General features: G+C 51.9%; 15 protein-coding genes. 7 read left to right on the forward strand and 8 right to left on the reverse strand.

Annotation, left to right across the window (positions count from 1 at the left end):
- Window positions 1–28: 28 nt before the first annotated feature.
- Window positions 29–970, reverse strand: coding sequence for an electron transfer flavoprotein subunit alpha/FixB family protein (locus tag MRY16398_RS24395; RefSeq protein ID WP_107224019.1), 942 nt, complete (start codon window positions 968–970; stop codon window positions 29–31).
- A gap of 11 nt (window positions 971–981) precedes the next feature.
- Window positions 982–1,755, reverse strand: a complete 774-nt coding sequence (locus MRY16398_RS24400; RefSeq protein WP_110295067.1) for an electron transfer flavoprotein FixA — start codon at window positions 1,753–1,755, stop codon at window positions 982–984.
- Window positions 1,756–2,234: 479 nt separating this feature from the next.
- Here MRY16398_RS24400 and caiT point away from each other — a divergent pair, with 479 nt between their 5' ends.
- From caiT to caiE, 6 genes are all read left to right on the forward strand, one after another.
- Complete coding sequence (caiT, locus tag MRY16398_RS24405) at window positions 2,235–3,752, forward strand: L-carnitine/gamma-butyrobetaine antiporter (protein WP_108702053.1); 1,518 nt, start codon at window positions 2,235–2,237, stop codon at window positions 3,750–3,752.
- Window positions 3,753–3,782: 30 nt separating this feature from the next.
- Complete coding sequence (caiA, locus tag MRY16398_RS24410) at window positions 3,783–4,925, forward strand: crotonobetainyl-CoA dehydrogenase (RefSeq protein ID WP_079497282.1); 1,143 nt, start codon at window positions 3,783–3,785, stop codon at window positions 4,923–4,925.
- A gap of 60 nt (window positions 4,926–4,985) precedes the next feature.
- Window positions 4,986–6,206, forward strand: coding sequence for an L-carnitine CoA-transferase (gene caiB, locus MRY16398_RS24415; protein WP_039078313.1), 1,221 nt, complete (start codon window positions 4,986–4,988; stop codon window positions 6,204–6,206).
- Between the two features lie 72 nt (window positions 6,207–6,278).
- Window positions 6,279–7,835: a crotonobetaine/carnitine-CoA ligase gene (gene caiC / locus MRY16398_RS24420; protein WP_125125349.1), complete on the forward strand. Its 1,557-nt coding sequence runs from the start codon at window positions 6,279–6,281 to the stop codon at window positions 7,833–7,835.
- Between the two features lie 110 nt (window positions 7,836–7,945).
- Complete coding sequence (caiD, locus tag MRY16398_RS24425) at window positions 7,946–8,731, forward strand: crotonobetainyl-CoA hydratase (protein ID WP_039078311.1); 786 nt, start codon at window positions 7,946–7,948, stop codon at window positions 8,729–8,731.
- A 6-nt stretch (window positions 8,732–8,737) separates the two neighbouring features.
- Window positions 8,738–9,334: a carnitine operon protein CaiE gene (gene caiE, locus MRY16398_RS24430; protein WP_125125350.1), complete on the forward strand. Its 597-nt coding sequence runs from the start codon at window positions 8,738–8,740 to the stop codon at window positions 9,332–9,334.
- 41 nt (window positions 9,335–9,375) lie between these two features.
- On the opposite strand, the gene caiF is transcribed toward caiE, so the two are convergent.
- From caiF to MRY16398_RS24455, 5 genes are all read right to left on the reverse strand, one after another.
- The gene (caiF, locus tag MRY16398_RS24435) at window positions 9,376–9,771 is read right to left on the reverse strand and encodes a carnitine metabolism transcriptional regulator CaiF (RefSeq protein ID WP_125125351.1); all 396 of its coding nucleotides are present in this window, start codon (window positions 9,769–9,771) and stop codon (window positions 9,376–9,378) included.
- A gap of 279 nt (window positions 9,772–10,050) precedes the next feature.
- Window positions 10,051–13,275, reverse strand: a complete 3,225-nt coding sequence (gene carB, locus MRY16398_RS24440; RefSeq protein ID WP_039078308.1) for a carbamoyl-phosphate synthase large subunit — start codon at window positions 13,273–13,275, stop codon at window positions 10,051–10,053.
- A gap of 19 nt (window positions 13,276–13,294) precedes the next feature.
- The gene (gene carA / locus MRY16398_RS24445; protein WP_039078307.1) at window positions 13,295–14,443 is read right to left on the reverse strand and encodes a glutamine-hydrolyzing carbamoyl-phosphate synthase small subunit; all 1,149 of its coding nucleotides are present in this window, start codon (window positions 14,441–14,443) and stop codon (window positions 13,295–13,297) included.
- 457 nt (window positions 14,444–14,900) lie between these two features.
- A complete protein-coding gene (dapB, locus tag MRY16398_RS24450) occupies window positions 14,901–15,722 on the reverse strand; it encodes a 4-hydroxy-tetrahydrodipicolinate reductase (protein ID WP_125125352.1) in 822 nt (273 codons plus the stop codon).
- Between the two features lie 270 nt (window positions 15,723–15,992).
- Window positions 15,993–16,619, reverse strand: coding sequence for an alanyl-tRNA editing protein (locus MRY16398_RS24455; RefSeq protein ID WP_125125353.1), 627 nt, complete (start codon window positions 16,617–16,619; stop codon window positions 15,993–15,995).
- 92 nt (window positions 16,620–16,711) lie between these two features.
- Here MRY16398_RS24455 and MRY16398_RS24460 point away from each other — a divergent pair, with 92 nt between their 5' ends.
- Complete coding sequence (locus MRY16398_RS24460) at window positions 16,712–17,632, forward strand: LysR family transcriptional regulator (protein ID WP_125125354.1); 921 nt, start codon at window positions 16,712–16,714, stop codon at window positions 17,630–17,632.
- Here MRY16398_RS24460 and rihC read toward each other — a convergent pair.
- Window positions 17,616–18,530 carry a ribonucleoside hydrolase RihC gene (rihC, locus tag MRY16398_RS24465; protein ID WP_125125355.1) on the reverse strand — a complete coding sequence of 305 codons (915 nt, stop codon included), beginning with the start codon at window positions 18,528–18,530 and terminating at the stop codon, window positions 17,616–17,618. The genes MRY16398_RS24460 and rihC overlap by 17 nt on opposite strands.
- Window positions 18,531–18,554 lie beyond the last annotated feature (24 nt).

An 18,554-nucleotide genomic window follows, 5' to 3' on the forward strand; every position in this document is an offset into this window, starting at 1 on the left:
CAGAGCGGCCACCGCTCTGCTTAAGGAATTAGCGCGCTAATGCGGCCGTCAGTGCGGGTAAAATTTTCAGCGCATCACCGACGATACCGTAATCGGCATACTGGAAAATCGGCGCGTTTTTGTCTTTGTTAATAGCAAAAATCGTCTGTGCGCCGTTTGCGCCCACCATGTGCTGAATCTGACCGGAGATCCCTACAGCCAGGTACAATTCCGGTTTGAGCATCAGGTTAGAAATGCCGACATAGCGTTCGTGTTCCATCCATTTTTCGTTTTCAGCGACCGGACGCGAACAGGCCAACTCCGCGCCAATGGACTGGCACAACGCTGTTGCCAGCGAGATATTCTCCTTGCTCCCGATACCGCGTCCGACGCTGACAACCCACCGCGCTTTATCAAGATCAACATTACTGTTCTGGCGAGCCTGAGTTGCAGTGCGAATGACGGTGATTTCCGGCGACTGCCATGCGACAGTCTGCGCCACGCCGCTTCGCGAAGTGTCTGGCTGCGCCGGCTCAAATGTGCCGCTGCTGAGTGTAATCACGGCGAAAGAAGAACGTAGCGTTTCTTCGCCAATGGCAAGTCCGCCATACACCATATGTTTTACCAAAGCGTTATCACCCGCGATGGCGACGGCATTGGCATCATTAGAGACTGCGGCCGTCAGGCGGAAACCCAATTTTGCCGCCAGTAATTTGCCCCGACGTGTATTGGGCAACAGTACCAGCCCTTTCGAACCCTGCTGGCGAATGGTCGCCGCCATGGCGTCCGCATAATCTTCAATCATGCGGTCTTCCGGTTTACCGCTGAGATGCCAGACGCTATCAGCCCCCAGGTGGAATGCTGTGGCACTGTCGGTTTCACTGAGCACAAATACATTGATCTGTTCGCCCAACATGCGTGCGCCACCCACCAAATCAGCCAGCCGGGAAACGGTATCGCTGAATACCCATACAGTGGAAAACTTGCTCATAACATCCCCTTTTAATTGATGATCTTGCGCAGATGGTCAGCAAATACGGCGATTTGTTCTTCGCCATCACCTTCAATAACGATGCGCTGGCGCTCACGTTGTCCCGGCGCAGCGATCTGTTGCACGGAGTTCGCTTCCCGGTGGGTAAAACCAATATCTGCTGTCGTCCAGACCTGAACCGGTTTTTTAGCCGCGCCCAGAATGGCTTTCATGGAAGGAATTTGCGGGGAGTTAATATCCGTAGAGACCGCAATGGCCGCCGGAAGCGGTATGCTCAGGGTTTCGATCTCGTCTTCCAGAGCGCGCTCAACGGTCAGCGTGTTATCCACCAGCGATAAAATTTTACTGACGCCGTTGATTGCCGGAATGTGCAGCATTTCACCCAGCAGCAGACTGACCTGTTGGGCATAGAGATCGGAGGAACCGTCGCCACAAATAATCAGATCAAAGCCGGATTTTTTCGCTGCCTGCGCTAACGCCACTGCGGTTTGTTGCGGCAGCGCATTCTCAAACGCATCATCAATCACAACAATCAGTTCGTCCGGGCCGCGCGAAAGTACATCTTTGCGTCCTTTCGCATTAGTCAGCGCCTTCCCGCCAACACTCATGGCGATCACTTGCGCTTCTCCGGACTGCTGTTTTAACTGGCAGGCAGCTTCAATCGCATTCAAATCGTATTGGCTAATTTTGGCATCCGCTTTACTAATATCTAACGAACCATCCGCGTTATTGATCGCAATATCCTGTTCATCAGGTACGCACTTGTAACAAGTAATTATCTTCATTGCCTCTCCAGAAATCATGAAGGAATCGTCGTCCATATCGGCGATGGTAAATACAGATATCACACCATTTAATTACGGGATAAAACATTAATCACCAATATTGAAAATGTCACACCCTGTAAAATGGGACTTTCAATATTGTTAGCGACCTCACCAATATTGAAAAATCGGTTTCACCTTACAAATTTTCAATATTGTTTCCGGGATCACCAATATTGAACACCACAAGGATGAAAAAACAGAAAAACAACAAGTAAGAAATTGTTTTTAAAGAACTTATCAATCACTCCCAACCAAATAAAAACCGACAAAAAAGTGTGACCAGAATAACAGAATACGCTGTAGCGAATACCCATCATGGAGTACTCGCCGAATCTCCCTTGAGGTTAAAGAGTCATTAAATAAACACTCACAAAAATGAACATAAATATAACAAACGGGAACGAAATATAAATCAATTATGACACTGGAATTCGAACATGAAAAATGACAAGAGAAAGTCAGGTATAGAGCCAAAAGTTTTTTTCCCACCGCTAATAATCGTCGGAATACTTTGCTGGCTAACTGTTAGAGACCTTGATGCCGCCAATGTGGTTATTAATGCAGTATTTACTTATGTAACGAATGTCTGGGGATGGGCATTTGAGTGGTATATGGTCGTGATGCTCTTTGGCTGGTTCTGGCTGGTCTTTGGCCCTTACGCCAAAAAGAAACTGGGCAATGAGAAACCTGAATTCAGCACCGCGAGCTGGATTTTCATGATGTTCGCCTCATGTACCTCCGCAGCCGTGTTGTTCTGGGGATCGATAGAGATTTATTACTATATCTCTACGCCACCGTTTGCATTAGCCCCCAACTCTACCGGCGCCAAAGAGCTCGGCCTCGCCTACAGTTTGTTCCACTGGGGACCGCTACCGTGGGCCACCTATAGCTTCCTTTCCGTCGCTTTCGCCTACTTTTTCTTTGTTCGCAAAATGGATGTGATTCGCCCCAGCTCAACGCTTGTGCCTTTAGTGGGTGAGAAACATGTGAAAGGGCTGTTCGGGACCATCGTCGATAACTTCTATCTTGTGGCACTGATCTTCGCGATGGGTACCAGCCTCGGTCTGGCTACGCCGCTGGTCACCGAATGTATGCAGTATCTATTCGGCATTCCCCATACGCTGCAACTGGACGCGATCATCATTACCTGCTGGATCATTCTGAACGCAATCTGCGTGGCCTGCGGCCTGCAGAAAGGAGTGAAGATTGCCAGCGACGTGCGTAGCTACCTGAGTTTCCTGATGCTCGGCTGGGTATTCATTGTCAGCGGCGCCAGCTTCATCATGAACTACTTCACCGATTCCGTCGGTATGCTGTTGATGCATCTGCCACGTATGTTGTTCTACACCGATGCTATCGGCAAAGGCGGTTTCCCGCAGGGCTGGACCGTTTTCTACTGGGCCTGGTGGGTCATTTACGCCATCCAAATGAGTATCTTCCTCGCCCGTATATCGCGTGGCCGTACCGTTCGGGAACTGTGCTTCGGAATGGTGCTGGGCCTGACGGCTTCCACCTGGATCCTGTGGACTGTGCTGGGCAGTAACACGCTGCTGCTGATGGATAAAAATATTCTGAATATTCCGCAGCTTATCGCCGAGCATGGCGTACCACGCGCCATTATCGAGACCTGGGCCGCCTTACCCCTGAGTACAGCAACAATGTGGGGATTCTTTATTCTCTGCTTTATTGCCACCGTCACACTTATCAACGCGTGTTCTTACACGCTGGCCATGTCGACCTGCCGCGAAATACGCGATGGTGAAGAGCCGCCTCTGCTGGTACGTATCGGCTGGTCCATTCTGGTCGGCATCATCGGTATTGTGCTGTTGGCTCTCGGCGGGTTGAAACCGATACAAACGGCGATCATCGCAGGCGGCTGCCCTCTCTTCTTCGTCAATATCATGGTCACGCTGTCCTTTATTAAGGACGCCAAAGCGCACTGGAAAGATAACTAATATAAATCAACCATATCAAGAGGTTAAAAGATGGACTTTAACTTAAATGATGAACAGGAGCTGTTCGTCGCCGGTATTCGTGAATTAATGGCCAGTGAAAATTGGGAGGCCTATTTTGCCGAATGCGATCGCGATAGCGTCTATCCTGAGCGTTTCGTAAAAGCACTGGCCGATATGGGCATTGACAGCCTGCTGCTCCCGGAAGATCGCGGTGGTCTGGATGCCGGTTTCGTTACCGTGGCGGCTGTGTGGATGGAATTGGGTCGCCTGGGTGCACCAACCTACGTGCTCTATCAACTTCCTGGCGGCTTCAACACGGTGTTACGCGAAGGCACTCAGGAACAGATCGATAAGATCATGGCGTTTCAGGGTACCGGTAAACAGATGTGGAACTCGGCGATCACCGAACCGGGCGCCGGGTCTGACGTGGGCAGTTTAAAAACCACTTATACCCGTAAAAATGGTAAGGTTTATCTTAATGGCAGTAAGTGCTTCATCACCAGTAGCGCTTACACCCCTTATATCGTGGTAATGGCGCGTGACGGCGCGTCTGCGGATAAACCCATTTATACCGAATGGTTTGTCGATATGAGCAAACCTGGCATCAAAGTTAACAAGCTTGAGAAACTCGGTCTGCGCATGGATAGCTGCTGCGAAATTACCTTTGACGATGTTGAACTGGATGAAAAAGACATGTTCGGCCGTGAGGGTAATGGGTTTAACCGTGTTAAAGAAGAGTTTGACCACGAACGCTTCCTCGTTGCTCTGACGAACTACGGTACCGCAATGTGCGCCTTTGAAGATGCGGCGCGCTACGCCAATCAGCGAGTACAGTTTGGCGAAACGATCGGTCGCTTCCAGCTCATTCAGGAGAAGTTTGCCCATATGGCAATCAAATTAAACTCCATGAAAAACATGCTGTTGGAAGCCGCCTGGAAAGCAGATAACGGCACCATTACCTCCGGCGATGCAGCCATGTGCAAATACTTCTGCGCCAATGCGGCATTTGAGGTCGTTGACAGTGCGATGCAAGTACTCGGTGGCGTTGGGATTGCAGGCAATCACCGTATTACCCGTTTCTGGCGCGATCTGCGCGTTGACCGGGTGTCCGGCGGTTCCGACGAAATGCAGATCCTGACGTTGGGTCGCGCAGTGCTCAAACAGTACCGTTAATCGGGTGATAACCCCATCACGCCGTGATGGGGTTCCAGGGATGCCACACAGGAGTATGTCATGAGTCATCGTTTACCAATGCCCGTGTTTGGACCACTTGCGGGTGTACGGGTCGTTTTCTCCGGTATCGAAATTGCCGGGCCCTTCGCCGGACAAATGTTTGCCGAGTGGGGCGCAGAAGTTATCTGGATTGAAAATGTCGCCTGGGCCGACACAATTCGTGTCCAGCCCAATTATCCGCAACTCTCACGCCGCAATCTGCACGCGCTATCGCTGAATATCTTCAAAGATGAAGGCCGGGAAGCGTTCCTTAAGTTGATGGAAACCACCGACATTTTTATCGAGGCCAGTAAAGGTCCGGCATTTGCTCGCCGGGGAATTACCGATGAAGTGTTATGGGAACACAATCCGAAGCTGGTCATCGCCCACCTGTCTGGTTTTGGGCAGTTTGGGACAGAGGAGTACACCAACCTTCCTGCTTATAACACCATTGCGCAAGCCTTCAGCGGTTACCTGATTCAAAATGGCGACGTTGACCAGCCGATGCCCGCTTTTCCCTACACGGCAGACTATTTTTCCGGCATGACGGCGACAACCGCAGCACTTGCGGCGCTGCATAAAGTACGTGAAACAGGCAAAGGGGAAAGCATTGATATTGCGATGTATGAAGTGATGCTGCGCATGGGCCAGTACTTCATGATGGATTATTTCAATGGCGGCGAAATCTGTCCGCGTATGACCAAAGGCAAAGACCCCTACTACGCTGGCTGTGGTCTGTATAAATGCTCGGATGGCTACATCGTGATGGAACTGGTCGGGATCACGCAAATTACCGAGTGTTTTAACGATATCGGGCTGGCGCATATTCTCGGCACGCCAGAAGTTCCGGAAGGTACACAACTCATTCACCGCGTCGAGTGCCCGTACGGCCCACTGGTGGAAGAGAAACTGGATGCATGGCTGCTAACGCATACCATTGCCGAAGTACAAGCGCGCTTCGCCGAGCTGAATATTGCCTGTGCAAAAGTACTGACCATTCCTGAACTGGAGGGTAACCCGCAGTACGTCGCCCGCGAATCAATCACCCAATGGCAAACCATGGATGGCCGTACCTGCAAGGGGCCAAACATTATGCCGAAATTCAAAAATAACCCTGGGAAAATCTGGCGCGGCATGCCGTCACACGGCATGGATACCTCCGCCATCTTGCAGAACATCGGTTACAGCGAAGCAGATATTAAGGAACTGGTAAGCAAGGGGCTGGCCAGGGTTGAGGATTAAATATGTAGCGCTAACGGGATCGTGTAGCCACCCTGTTAGCGCTTACACCTAATTTCAGTGGATAAAAGTGCGATGGATGTTATTGGCGATCAAAACTTACGTCAGATGTGGGACGACCTGGCAGAGGTCTATGGCGATAAAACGGCGCTGATTTTTGAGTCATGTGAAGGTGAAGTACAGCAATTCAGCTATACCTTCCTCAATGAGGAAATCAATCGCACAGCAAACCTGTTCAACGGGCTGGGGATCCAAAAAGGCGATAAAGTCGCGCTGCATCTGGATAACTGCCCTGAGTTTTTCTTTTGCTGGTTCGGGCTGGCAAAAATCGGTGCCATCATGGTGCCGATTAACGCCAGACTATTGCATGATGAAAGTCTGTGGATCCTGCAAAACTGCCGGGCTCGTTTGTTGGTAACCACTGAAAACTTCTATCCCCTTTACCGTCAGATTCTGCAGGAAGGTGAAACGCAGCTCAATCATATCTGCCTTATCGACCGGCAGTTCTGTGTCTCAGATACCGCGGTGAGTGATTTTTATCAACTTAAGCGCGCCCAACCCACTACTCTGAACTCTACGCCGACGTTAAGCACCGACGATACCGCAGAAATTCTTTTCACCTCGGGCACGACCTCACGACCAAAAGGCGTGGTCATTACCCAATATAACTTACGCTTTGCGGGTTATTACTCCGCCTGGCAGTGTGCATTACGCGATGACGATATTTATCTGACCGCTATGCCCGCTTTTCATATCGATTGTCAGTGTACGGCGGCAATGGCCGCCTTCTCCAGCGGTGCCACCTTTGTGCTGCTTGAGAAATACAGTGCGCGTGCGTTCTGGAGCCAGGTGCGAAAATACCGTGCCACAGTTACCGAATGCATTCCCATGATGATTAGAACCCTGATGGTGCAACCGCCAATGCCTGCGGATAATCAGCATTGCCTTCGTGAAGTGCTTTTCTACCTCAATCTTTCCGTGCAGGAAAAAGACGCCTTTATTGAACGTTTCGGTGTCAGGTTGCTGACATCGTATGGCATGACGGAAACGATTGTCGGCATTATTGGTGACAGACCCGGTGATAAACGGCGCTGGCCGTCAATTGGCCGCGCGGGGTTTTGCTACGAAGCGGAAATTCGTAACGATCAAAATCAGCCCCTTCCTCCCCATGAAATCGGTGAAATATGCATTAAAGGCATGCCGGGGAAAACGCTTTTTAAAGAGTATTACGAACAGCCGGACGCAACCGCCATGGCGCTGGATGCAAACGGCTGGTTACATACCGGCGATTCGGGTTACTACGATGAAGAAGGCTTTTTTTATTTTGTCGACAGGCGTTGCAATATGATTAAGCGCGGTGGCGAGAATGTCTCCTGTGTAGAACTGGAGAATATCATTTCGACCCATCCAAAAATTCAGGATACGGTGGTTATCGGCGTTAAAGACACTATCAGGGATGAAGCTATAAAAGCCTTTATTGTTCTTCATGAAGGCGAAACATTAAGTGCTGATGAGTTTTTTTCTTTTTGCGCCAGTAATATGGCGAAATTTAAAGTACCGACGCTTGTTGAATTCAGGAGCGATCTGCCACGCAACTGTTCAGGGAAAGTCATCAAGAAAAATCTAACATAACCTATTCGGCTGAATTTATGTTCGCCGAAATAGAAATAACGTGAACACTTCATATCTTGCAGAGGCGGTATGCCTCTGCAAAGCATACACATATTTAAAAGGAGCAAAATATGAGTGAATCATTACATCTGAACCGCCATGGGCATATTCTGGAAATTATTCTCGATCGCCCCGTTGCCAATGCCATTGATGCAAAAACCAGTTTTGCCATGGGCGAAGTATTTTTGAATTTCCGCGATGACCCTGAATTACGCGTGGCAATTATTACCGGCGCCGGCCAGAAATTCTTTTCCGCGGGCTGGGATTTAAAAGCAGCAGCAGAAGGTGAAGCACCGGATGCAGATTTTGGGCCTGGCGGGTTTGCAGGATTGACCGAACTTTTTGATCTCGATAAACCGGTCATTGCCGCAGTAAACGGCTATGCCTTTGGCGGTGGGTTTGAACTGGCGCTGGCAGCAGATTTCATTATCTGCGCTGAAAATGCCAGCTTTGCCTTACCCGAAGCCAAACTCGGCATCGTGCCGGACAGCGGTGGGGTTTTACGTCTGCCTAAACGCTTACCGCCCGCTATCGTCAATGAAATGGTGATGACCGGGCGGCGCATGAATGCCGAAGAAGCACTACGTTGGGGTATCGCTAATTATGTTGTCAGTCAGGAAGCATTAATGGAGAAGGCGCGCGAACTGGCACAGCAACTGCTTCAAAGCGCACCACTGGCCATTGCCGCATTAAAAGAGATAACCAGAACAACCAGAGAAATGCCGGTAGAAGAAGGCTATCGTTATCTCCGTAGCGGTGCGCTGAAACACTATCCGGCGGTCCTGCATTCCGAAGATGCGATTGAAGGGCCGCAGGCCTTTGCCGAAAAACGCTCACCGGTATGGAAAGGACGTTAATAACTCATGAGCTACTACGCCTTTGAAGGCTTGATCCCGGTCGTCCATCCAGAGGCGTATATCCATCCGAGCGCGGTATTGATTGGCGACGTCATTGTAGGGGCTGGTGTCTACGTCGGCCCTCACGCTTCGCTTCGCGGTGACTATGGCCGCCTGATTCTGGAACCAGGTTCGAATTTACAGGATGGCTGCATTATGCACGGTTACTGCGATACCGACACCGTCGTCGGTGAGAACGGACATATCGGACACGGCGCGATTTTGCATGGCTGCGTGATTGGCCGGGATGCGCTGGTCGGTATGAACAGCGTGATTATGGACGGCGCGGTCATTGGCGAAGAGAGCATTGTTGCCGCCATGAGCTTTGTGAAAGCCGGATTTATCGGGGCAGCAAGACAGTTATTGGTAGGATCGCCAGCCCGTTTCATCCGTGATGTAACCGAAGAAGAGTTGCACTGGAAGCAGCTTAATACCCGGGAGTATCAGGATCTGGCTATCCGTTGTCGCTCATCATTATATGAAACGCAACCGCTACGCCAGCCAGAAAAAAACCGACCGCGGCTTAAAGGTACGACGGAGGTGAAGCCGAAATCAGCGCAATGACTTTATCGAATGGCGCACTCGCGCCATTCGATATTCGCTCATTAACGACGCAAACTTTTTGACAACATCATTTGCCATTTCTGTTCCGTCTTAAGTCCTGCTGGCAGGACTACAGGCATATGGGATGTTTTTGTGGTACTGAGAATTTTTTCCTGCGCATTATTTTTCAGCCTGGTATAGATTTGATCATCAATATTTTTTACACGCACCAGACGCTGACATTGACATCCTCTACCTTGCAGTTGATTTGGAATTGTCCTGGTCTCACAGGTAATTTCTTCTACCTCAGAAAGAATATAAGAAACCGTATTGATCGCTTTACAGTGGTCCATGTCAAAATGACTGGCAATTTCCTTAGCGCTCACCCAACGATTTTCCGCCATCATCCAATCGGCAATTAACAAATACAGGGGTTTTTCAACATATTCTTTACTCATAAGCACACCATTTTTACAAATTAAAAATCTTGTTATGGTCAGGCTTGCCTGAATATCGACAAAACCATTAACCACATTAAAAGTACGGATAACAAGAAATAGTATGCAGGTTTGAGGATCATTAGTGTGAGCAAAATCGTGCTAGTAGCATTAGAAAAATGCGTAACAATGATTTGCACGTTCAGCACGAATGGTATGTATAAAAAACGGTTCCTGAACAGGAACCGTTTATTTAATCGGTAATACTGTGCGCTGGTCTGCGCAGCACTGCGCAACAAGTTACGCTTTAATCTGCGCGTGCATTTCCTGAACGGAGGTCACCTTCTCGGTGGCATCGGCATTCAGCGCCATCGCGGTAGCAAAACCACCGTTCAGCGTGGTGTCGTAATGCACTTTGTACTGCAGCGCGCTGCGGCGAATGACCCTGGAGTCTTCTATCGCCCGACGGCCTGCGGTGGTGTTGATGATGTAGGTGTATTCGCCATTCTTAATACGGTCCTGAATGTGCGGACGACCTTCATGCACCTTGTTCACCAGACGCGGATTAATACCGGCTTCACCCAGGACAATCGCCGTACCGTGGGTTGCATCCAGCTCGAAACCGAACTTGAGCAGCTTCGCTGCAAGGTCAACCACACGCTCTTTATCCCCTTCACGTACAGAAAGCAGCGCACGACCCTGTTTCTTCATCGTGGAGTTGCTACCCAGTTGCGCTTTAGCAAACGCTTCGGCGAAGGTACGGCCCACACCCATCACTTCCCCGGTAGAGCGCATTTCTGGCCCTAACAGCGGGTCAACGCCCGGGAATTTATTGAATGGCAGCACCACTTCTTTCACTGAGTAGTACGGCGGGATAATTTCTTTGGTGACGCCCTGCTGTGCCAGCGTCTGACCGACCATCACACGCGCCGCCACTTTCGCCAGCGGTACGCCGGTGGCTTTGGAGACAAACGGTACGGTACGCGCCGCACGCGGGTTCACCTCAATCAGATACACTTCGTTATCTTTTACCGCAAACTGGACGTTCATCAGACCGCGAACCTGCAGTTCGAAGGCCAGTTTCTGCACCTGCTGGCGCATCACGTCCTGGATGTCCTGGCTCAGCGTGTAGGCTGGCAGGGAACAGGCGGAGTCGCCGGAGTGCACGCCAGCCTGCTCGATATGCTCCATGATGCCGCCAATCAGCACCATTTCGCCGTCACAGATAGCGTCAACATCCACTTCTACCGCATCGTCCAGGAAGCGATCCAGCAGGACTGGCGCATCGTTGGACACGCTCACTGCGGTCTGGAAGTAGCGACGCAGGTCGGCTTCGTCGTAGACGATTTCCATCGCACGGCCGCCCAGTACATAAGACGGACGCACCACCAGCGGGTAACCAATCTCTTTCGCCTTCTCAACCGCTTGCTCAATGGCGGTGACGGTGGCGTTCGCCGGTTGTTTCAGTTTCAGACGGTCAACCGCCTGCTGGAAACGTTCACGGTCTTCGGCACGGTCAATGGCATCCGGGCTGGTACCGATAACCGGTACACCCGCCGCTTCCAGCGCGCGCGCCAGTTTCAGCGGCGTCTGGCCGCCGTACTGCACGATAACGCCTTTCGGCTTCTCGATACGCACGATTTCCAGCACATCTTCCAGCGTTACCGGCTCGAAGTAGAGACGGTCGGAGGTGTCATAGTCGGTGGAGACGGTTTCCGGGTTACAGTTGACCATGATGGTCTCGTAGCCGTCTTCGCGCAGCGCCAGTGAGGCGTGTACGCAGCAGTAGTCAAATTCAATCCCCTGACCGATACGGTTCGGGCCGCCACCCAGTACCATGATTTTATCGCGGTCCTGGTTCGGATTCGCTTCACACTCTTCTTCATACGTGGAGTACATGTAAGCGGTGTCGGTCGCGAATTCTGCCGCACAGGTGTCCACACGTTTGTAGACCGGGTGCAGGTTGTACTGATCGCGCAGCTTACGCACTTCCGTTTCGCGCACGCCTGCCAGTTTAGCCAGACGCGCATCGGCAAAGCCTTTACGCTTGAGCATACGCAGGAAATCCGCGTCGAGGCCGTTAATACCCACTTCGGCGACTTTCTCTTCCAGACGCACCAGTTCTTCAATCTGCACCAGGAACCAGCGGTCAATATTGGTCAGGTTGAAAACGCCATCAACGGACAGGCCTGCACGGAAGGCATCGGCGATGTACCAGATACGCTCAGCGCCAGCGTCTTTCAGCTCGCGACGGATTTTGGTCAGCGCTTCCGGGTCATCCAGGCTCACTTTCGGGTCAAAGCCGGTTGCGCCCACTTCCAGGCCGCGCAGCGCTTTTTGCAGGGATTCCTGCTGCGTGCGGCCAATGGCCATCACTTCACCGACCGATTTCATCTGAGTGGTCAGGCGGTCGTTGGCGCCAACGAATTTCTCAAAGTTGAAGCGCGGGATCTTGGTGACAACGTAGTCGATAGACGGTTCGAAGGACGCCGGGGTACGGCCACCGGTGATATCGTTCATCAATTCGTCGAGGGTGTAACCCACCGCCAGTTTCGCCGCCACTTTGGCAATCGGGAAGCCGGTCGCTTTCGAGGCCAGCGCAGAGGAGCGGGAGACACGCGGGTTCATTTCGATAACAATCAGACGGCCATTTTTCGGGTTAACCGAGAACTGGACGTTAGAACCGCCGGTTTCCACGCCGATTTCACGCAATACCGCCATCGAGGCGTTACGCATGATTTGATACTCTTTATCGGTCAGGGTCTGTGCAGGCGCAACGGTGATGGAGTCACCGGTGTGGATGCCCATGGCGTCGAAGTTTTCGATGGAGCAGACGATGATACAGTTGTCGTTTTTATCACGCACCACCTCCATCTCGTACTCTTTCCAGCCAATCAGCGACTCATCAATCAGCAGCTCTTTTGTCGGGGAAAGGTCCAGACCGCGTTCACAAATCTCTTCAAACTCTTCGCGGTTGTAGGCGATACCGCCGCCCGTTCCGCCCATGGTGAAGCTGGGTCGAATGATGCACGGATAGCCCACGTCAGCGGCAACGGCGAGCGCCTCTTCCATATTGTGCGCGATACCGGAACGCGCGGTTTCCAGGCCGATTTTCTTCATCGCCACGTCGAAACGGCGGCGGTCTTCTGCTTTATCAATCGCGTCAGCGGTGGCACCGATCATAGTGACGCCGAACTCGGCCAGTACGCCCTGGCGTTCCAGTTCCAGCGCACAGTTCAGCGCTGTCTGGCCCCCCATGGTCGGCAGTACCGCATCCGGACGCTCTTTTTCGATGATTTTGCGTACCACTTCCCAGTGGATCGGCTCGATATAGGTTGCATCCGCCATTTCCGGGTCGGTCATGATCGTCGCCGGGTTGGAGTTCACCAGAATGACGCGATAACCCTCTTCACGCAGCGCTTTACACGCCTGCGCACCGGAGTAGTCGAACTCACACGCCTGACCGATAACAATCGGGCCGGCGCCAAGGATCAGGATGCTTTTTATGTCTGTACGTTTTGGCATGGCTCTTTTTCGCTCCTGATTATTTAGCAGACTGACGGTAAATCTCAATTAACTCGATAAAATGGTCAAACAGCGGCGCAGCGTCGTGCGGACCCGGGCTTGCCTCAGGATGGCCCTGGAAGCTGAATGCCGGTTTATCCGTGCGATGAATCCCCTGCAGGGTGCCATCAAACAATGACTTATGCGTGACGCGCAGGTTTGCAGGCATGGAGGCTTCATCTACTGCAAAACCGTGGTTCTGTGCGGTAATCATCACGGTGTTGTTATCGATATCTTTTACCGGGTGGTTGCCGCCATGGTGACCGAACTTCATCTTCACAGTTTTCGCGCCGCTCGCCAGCGCCAGCAACTGGTGGCCAAGACAGATACCGAATACCGGAATGTCGGTCTCAAGGAATTTTTCGATTGCCTCGATAGCATAATCGCACGGTGCCGGGTCGCCAGGGCCGTTAGAGAGGAAGATACCGTCCGGATTCATTTTCAGGACATCTTCCGCCGACGTTTTCGCCGGAACGACCGTCAGACGGCAGCCTCTGTCCACCAGCATACGCAGGATGTTACGTTTTGCGCCGAAGTCGTACGCCACGACATGCAGCGGCAGTTCATCTTCGCTTTTCGCTTCCGGCAGTTCGCCTTTCAGTGTCCAGCTCCCCTGCGTCCAGCTATATGGCTCGGCAGTCGTCACTTCTTTCGCCAAATCCATCCCGTTCAGCCCCGGGAAGCTTTTCGCTTTCTCCAGCGCCAGAGCGGCATCCAGATTGTCCCCGGCGATGATGCAGCCATTCTGTGCGCCTTTTTCACGCAGCAGACGCGTCAACTTACGGGTATCGATATCGGCAATCGCCACGATGTTATGGCGTTTCAGGTATGAAGAGAGGTCTTCGGTATTACGATAGTTGCTGGCAATCAGCGGCAGGTCGCGAATGACCAGGCCTTGCGCATGTACCTGAGAGGATTCTTCATCGGCGGCATTGGTGCCGACATTACCAATATGGGGATAAGTAAGGGTGACGATTTGGCGGGAGTAGGAAGGATCAGTGAGGATTTCTTGATAACCGGTCATTGAAGTATTGAAAACGACTTCCCCAACCGCCGAACCTGTTGCCCCTATGGCCCGACCGTAAAACTGGGTTCCGTCTTCCAGAACCAATAGCGCTGACTTAATCAAAACACCCTCCAGAGAATATTCACTCACTTTATTTGCATATTAATTCAATTATAAGCCTCGAATCAATGCAAATTTGCGTAACCGCGAATTTTTTGCAAACGGCGGCATTCTGGAGACATGAAGGGTAAAAGTCAACTCATAGCGCATCTTTTTCATGTCTTTTTGCGCCCCAGAAAAGAATAGCACGATTTAGAGGGCAAAAAGATCACATTACCGGAGGAAGGAAAACGCTTGCGTCGCCATAAAACTGGTTACACGGGCTCAGCTCTAGTAGAAAGTGGACCAAACGGTCAAAATTTACATTTCAGCAACCATAATGAGACGGAAGATAGTCATTAATAGGGGTTTAAACGAGGAAATCACATAAAGTCGGGAAAAATAAAAGGGCAATAAAATATTGCCCTATGCAATCAATGCATTACGACTGCAACAACCACATCACGATGGGTAATAAATTTTACAAATTGTTCAGATCCAGCACATCTCGCATGTCAAAAAGGCCGGTTTCTTTGTTTTTTAGCCATAAAGCAGAGCGAACAGCGCCATTGGCAAACGTCATTCGGCTTGATGCTTTATGGCTAATTTCAATGCGTTCACCGATATCAGCGAACATCGCTGTATGTTCGCCGACAATGTCGCCCGCGCGAACGGTAGCAAAGCCAATTGTGCCCGGTACACGCTCGCCGGTATGGCCTTCACGTGCATAAACCGCACAATCTTTTAAATCTTTATTCAATGCCTGGGCAATAGACTCTCCCATAGCCAGGGCTGTTCCTGACGGCGCATCTACTTTATAGCGGTGATGTGCTTCGATGATTTCTATATCGGTGTAATCCCCCATAACCTTCGCCGCTTTTTCCAGCAGCTTAAGCATTACGTTCACGCCAACGCTGAAATTCGCTGCAAAAACAACGGCAATCTCTTGCGATGCCTCGCGAATTGCCGCTTTGCCTGCATCATCAAAACCGGTGGTACCGATAATCATCCCTTTGCGGTGCTGGCGACAAAACGCCAGATGAACAAGGGTTCCCTCCGGACGGGTGAAATCGATCAGTACATCAAAATCGTCCTTTACCGCCTGCAGATCGCTGCTCACGGTAACGCCTGTTGTACCCACGCCAGCGAGCTCTCCTGCATCGCTGCCCAGCAGGGAAGAACCTTCGCGCTCCAGCGCTGCGCCAAGCGCGACGCCATCCATCTGCTGGGTTGCCTGAATTAACTGGCGGCCCATACGCCCGCCGGCCCCCGCGATGGCTACGCGGATTTGTGCATCATGCATAGTTGTACTCTTTTGTTAATGAAATGCTGAAAATCGTTCTCAGATTAACCAGCCCGCGTCGGGGCTACCAGCCGAAAACACCGATAATTAGAATTAAATGATAAACAGCGGGAAATATCAGTAAAAGACATGTGTTCGCATGTTGCGAATTGAATAGCAAAACCCACATAAGACACTGATCATCGGTATGCTAAGAAGATTTTTCACTACAGCGATGCGTTACTACCTCGTCTTTTGCTGCATGACAACGCACCGCGCGTCAGCGAACGGTCAGCGTTCGTCCACTGTATAGCTGACCACGAGCTGACCTTTTTTCATTTTGACATTGGTAAGTGTGATGAGCCCGATTTCACGCAGTGCGCTGACATGGGTGCCGCCGCAACCATAGGCAGGCAATTCGCCGAAGCGAACGTGCCGCTTTCCTTCGGAAAAGCCGATGTGTCGCGGCAGATTTTCCTCCATCCACGCACTGATTTTCGCCGTTAACATCTCCGCAGTGAGAGTCCCGTTACCGCTAAAAGTAATGCGCCCCTCACCTGGCCAATGATGGGCTTTTACAGGCTGCCAGCCGAATGTTTCACCTGCACAACCAATCAGATGTCCGGCCGAATGCCAGCGTGCATGAAGATGACGTAATTCACCGTCGACACTGAGCGTGACCGGGCCTGGCGCGACCGGCGTGGCGGTGCGGTGCCATACCGTATCACCGTCGGCGAAAACGCGTTGTACGGGCACGCCGTCGATGGTTCCGCCATCAGAAGGCTGACCGCCTCCCTGTGGGTGAAAGAGCGTGGCATCCAGCTCAATCACATAACCGTCCTCCCCATCGGGAATACATTGCACAACATTGGCCTGGCCCTGTGTCTCATCACTGGTGTAGTAATTTCGTGTTGTCATCTTCTTCCTCCTGATTACACGACCAGTATATTATCTTCACTGGCTTTGATAATCCGTTGCGCTCTCAACACACTTTTGCCTGGCAGACACAAATGAATAACACCCTACTTCCCGATCTCGCGACCTTTGTTCTGATTGTCGATCAGGGCAGCTTCTCTGCCGCCGCCCGTGTTTCCGGCGCGACACCATCTGCAATGAGCCGCTGCGTTTCACGCCTTGAGCAGGCGCTGGGTAATAAATTACTGCACCGTACAACACGCAAACTGCGGCTGAGTGAGTCCGGGCGTAGCGTGTACGAACATGCGCAAATGATGCTCGACGCCGCCAGACAGGCAATGAATGCTGGCAGCAGCGTGCAGGATATTGCACAAGGCACCCTGACTATCAGCGTGCCCAAAGCCGTTGGGCGATTTGTTATCCACCCCCTCATGCGCGAATTTCTGGTCCGTTATCCGCAGGTTGATGTACGGCTGCGCCTGGAAGATCGGTATATGGATTTAATTGATGACGGCGTCGACCTGGCGCTGCGCATTACCGACTCGCCTTCTCCCGGCCTGCACGGTAAGCCGTTAATACCGATTAAGCATCTGATTTGCGCCACGCCGGAATATCTTCGCCAGCACGGCACACCCGAGAAGCCGGAAGATTTACGCCAGCATAGCTGCATCAGTCTTGGCGAAACGCCAGCAGACTCACGCTGGAAATTTCGTAAGCGTGGCAAAAGCGAAACCATTCAGACCCACGGACGCTATGCCGCTAACCACACCGGCGTGCGTCTTGATGCGGTGCTGAACCATCTGGGGATAGGCAGCCTGCCGCTGTTTACCGCAAGTGCGGCACTGGCGCGAGGCGAGATAGTTCAGGTGCTGCCAGACTGGGAATTTATTAGCGACTACTCCGGGCAGCTCTGGCTACTGTGGTCTTCAGGAAAGCATATGCCCGCCAGAATGCGGGCAATGATTGATTATTTAAGTGAGAAGATGCCGCTGGTCTCGCTTACGGCGCCTTACTGAGTACGTCTGCAACCCAGGCGCGGAATGCATCGATATCAATACCCAGGGCCACCTGCGCATTCGCGGGTTTCCCCAGACGGCCTTCAATGTCCACCACGGTGGTGCCCGCCGTGTACGTGCCCTGGGTTTCCACCGCCACAAAGCAGGATTTCAGGGTAAAAATGTCCGGGCGCACCAGCCAGGCAATCGCGCAGAGATCGTGCATTCGTAGCCCGGTCGCCATACTGCCGCTGCGGTAGTGGCTGAACAGGGCATGTAGCATTTTCCCGGTTTGATTTCCCGATGGCAGCATAGACAGATAATCCGGGGTAAGCGTTGCATGGTTAGTCACATCCAGACCGCACATCACAATCTCCAGCCCGCTTTCAAAGACACGCGCAGCCGCCTCCGGGTCGATGGCGATATTAAATTCGGCATTCGGCGTGAAGTTACCGCGTCCGGCAGAGCCACCCATCATCACCAGACGACGAATGTTGAACTGACATTCCGGGTAGTGGGATAACAGCAGAGCAATGTTGGTCAATGGGCCAATCGCTACCAGTGTGACCGGCTCCGGTGAGGCCATGAGCACATCGCGGATCGCCTGAAACGCTGGCTTTGCCAGCGGCTGGCGCTGATGTTCAATAAAGTTATAGCCTTCCATGCCGGATTCACCGTGGACACTTGCCGCATCGCGCAGCGGGCGCAGCAAAGGCGTTGCCGCCCCTTTCGCTACCGGAATATTGGCATTCCAGAAGTGAAGCAATTGCAGAGCGTTACGGGTGGTTTTCCCCAGCGAGACATTACCTGCGACCGTGGTCATCAGTTTGAGATCAAGCTCAGGAGCAAAAAGCGCAGCGGCAATGGCAGCCGCGTCGTCAATACCAGGATCGGTGTCGAGAATAATCGGCAGGCGCATACATCCTCCATAAAAAATGCCAGG

The organism is Phytobacter sp. MRY16-398, from assembly GCF_003925915.1.
GTDB lineage: Bacteria > Pseudomonadota > Gammaproteobacteria > Enterobacterales > Enterobacteriaceae > Phytobacter > Phytobacter diazotrophicus.